The 3,269-nt window shown below is 67.0% G+C and carries 1 protein-coding gene; it reads right to left on the reverse strand.

The window, feature by feature from the left end; all coding sequences use genetic code 11:
* Positions 1 to 132: 132 nt before the first annotated feature.
* Positions 133 to 2,616, reverse strand: a complete 2,484-nt coding sequence (locus QWJ39_RS16235) for an HAD-IC family P-type ATPase (RefSeq protein ID WP_290258930.1) — start codon at positions 2,614 to 2,616, stop codon at positions 133 to 135.
* Between the last annotated feature and the right edge of the window lie 653 nt (positions 2,617 to 3,269).

Genomic DNA, 3,269 nt, shown 5'->3' on the forward strand with positions numbered 1-3,269 from the left:
GCTAAGACCCACAGCGCCGATGGTACTGCACCCGGGAGGGTGTGGGAGAGTAGGTCACCGCCGGAACATCATTTAGGTCGAGAGCCTCCAACCACCAGGTTGGAGGCTCTCCCACTTTAACCAGCGCTCCAGTTACTGCCTCGCGGGGTCCGCCCTGGCCCCGGCTTCGCGCCGGCCGCCGTTGAACCGGCGCCGGTGCAGCCATGCCAGGACCTCGACCAACACCCCGCCACCCAGACCCGACCCCAGCGCGGCCAGCAGCAGCGGCTGCGGCGGCCAGCCGAGAATGAAGAAGTCCTGGGCCAGCGGCACTCCCAGCAGGACGACCAGCGCGGCGGCCATCGCCGCGAGCACACTCAGCCGGCGGGCGTTCAGGGGCCGCGCCACGGCACTGAGGATCCACAATCCGACGATGGACAGGGTCAGGACCGCCGCCGAGCGAAGGTCCTCCGCACGAGGCGCCGGACCCGCCGTCGTCGACGCCGCCGTGACCGCAATCAATGAGGCTGTGACGATCAGCCCCGCCGGCACCGAGAACCACAGCGAACGCCGCAGGAAGCCGGCACGGTAGCGGCGGGCGTTGGGCATCAGGGCCAGGAAGAAGGCGGGGATCCCGATGGTGAGTCCGTCGGTGAAGGACAGCTGGCGGGGCAGGAACGGGAAGGGCCACTGCAGCAGCGCGAAGCTCGAGGCGATAGCCACGGCGTAGGCCGTCTTGCTGAGGAACAGGCTGGAGACGCGTTCGATGTTGGCAATGACGCGCCGGCCCTCGGCTACCACCTCTGGCAGCCGGTCGAAGCGGCCGTCCATGAGCACCAAACGGGCCACGGCCTTGGTGGCCGGCGACGCCGAGTTTACGGCAATGCCAAGGTCCGCGGTCTTCAGGGCGAGGGCATCGTTGACGCCGTCCCCGGTCATGGCGACCGTGTGCCCGTTCCGCTGGAGGGCGGCCACCATGTCCCGCTTCTGGTGGGGGCTGACCCTGCCGAACACCGTGTTTGCCTCCATCACCTCCGCGAGCCGTTCCGGATCCTCCGGCAGGGTCCGGGCATCCACGCCGTGCGGAACCGTCAGCCCCACCCGGCGGGCTATGGCGGCAACCGTTCCGGGCTCGTCGCCGGAGATGATCTTCACCGTCACGCCCTCCGCCCGGAAGTACTCCAAGGTGGTTGCGGCCTCTGGCCGGGGCTGTTCCCGGAAGGTCAGCAGCGCCACGGGGCGCACGGCTGCCGGCAGCGCGCCGTCGTCTGTTCCCTGCGGGGGCAGGGCGGATGCCTGGGCGAGGAGGAGGGTGCGGAGCCCGCCGGCGGCGAGGTCCCCGGCCCGGTGGAGGGCGGCGGCCGCAGTGTCCGGGGCGTCCCCCGCCGACGCTGGCTTGCCGGCCGACTGTTCACCTGCCCCGCTACCTGGGGCGAGGAGGACGTCGGGGGCGCCAAGGACCCAGGTCGAGGTGTTGCCGGTGCCGGCGTCGAACGTGGCGCCGCTCCACTTGCGGGCGGAAGAGAACGGGACGTAGGACACGGAGCGGAAGCCGCCGTCGTCCTCGAAGGCGAGCTCCATGCTGCGCGCGGTCGCATTAGCCTCCGGTTCGGAGGCGAACCAGCCCAGCGCGTGCTCCCAACCCGGCGGCGGTTCCGGCAGCAACTGGTGGACGGCGTCGAACCTGAGGCCGCCTTCGGTGAGGGTGCCGGTCTTGTCCAGACAGAGGACATCCACCCTCGCCAATCCTTCGACGGCGGCGAGCTCCTGGATCAGGACCTTGTGCGCGGCCAGGCGGAGACCGCCGACGGCGAAGGCCACACTGGTCAGCAGCACGAGACCCAAGGGGACCATGGCGATCACGCTGGCGATCACGCCGACGACGGCCGGTACCCATGCCCCGTCGAGGGTCACGGACTGCCGGCCGCCCCTGGCCTGCAGCTCCCCGGCAGCCACCAGTACGGCCACGGGCAGGATGGCCCAGGCGATCCAGCGGAGGACACGGTTCAGGCTGTTGCGGATCTCGGACTGCACCAGGGAGAAACGCCGCGCATCCGCTGTCATCCGGCTGGAGAACGATTCCGCCCCCACCCGCACCACCCGGGCGTGGCCCCTTCCGGCAACCACCAGGGATCCGGACAACACCTCAGACCCGGTGGCCTTGTCCACGGGGTCGGACTCACCCGTCAGCAGGGATTCGTCCGCCTCGAGCCCCGAGGACTCAATCACCTCCGCATCGGCGGTCACCTGGTCGCCTGCCCGGAGGATCAGGACGTCATCCCGCACCACCTCCGCGGTGGGAATCACTGACGGCAGGCCATCACGCAGGACCCGCGCCTGTGGGGCATCGAGGATTGCCAACCGGTCCAGGGAGCGCTTGGCACGGAACTCCTGTACGACGCCGATCACCGCGTTGCCGGCGGCCGCGAGACCGAATAGCGCGTCCTGCCACCGGCCCAGCAACAGCAGGATCAGGAAGCTGCCCCCGACGATGGCATTGAAGAGCGTGAGGACGTTGGCTTTGAAGATCTCCCAGAGAGTGCGGCTGGACCGGTCCTGCACTTTGTTGTCCAGACCCCGCTCCACGCGGTCCGCCACCTCGTGGCGATTCAGGCCGGGTCCGGGGGGAGCGGGCACACGCGCAGCCAGCGTTCCTGTCTCCTGGTGCCGGCGTTCTGCCCTCACACCCCGATGGTAGACGCAGCGGACGTCGGAGTGACGCAGCATACAGGAGGTCGTTTCCCGACGACTGGGTTTTCGATGGCCCCGCTGGGGCACTGCAAGGGCCGAAAGTCCGCGGGTTTCCAGTGTTTTCCTCGGGCGGGGAGGGCCCTTTGGCCCGGGTTTGCAGACGCGCCTATCGGGGTGTATTGTTTTCTAAGTCGCCGCGAGGGAGACCAGCCGAGAGGCCGGTTACCGGAGGCGGACAAACCCCCAAAAACTACAAGACCAAAATCTTGGACATTCTAATGACCACTATTTTTGGCCGGGGCTGATGCATCTCCTGAATCTGGTTCGAGAAAATCGAATTTGCTTCGGAGGAGGACATCGGGTAGGTTTGAAAAGTTGCTCCGGAGCGAGTCATGACCTTGATTGGGTTGTGGTGGTGCCGGGTGTGTCTGTTGTTTGAGAACTCAATAGTGTGCCAAGTTTGTTGATACCGATTATTTTATTGATTGGTTGAAATTGCCGAATCGTGCCGCCCCTGTGGTGTGGTTTGGTGTTTTAGCTGGTTTCAAATTTTGTGCAGCATGTTGTCGCCGTTTTCCCGGTGGCGCGTGTTGTGTCTG

This window comes from Arthrobacter sp. YD4 (genome assembly GCF_030410515.1).
In the GTDB taxonomy this organism is placed as follows: Bacteria; Actinomycetota; Actinomycetes; order Actinomycetales; family Micrococcaceae; genus Arthrobacter.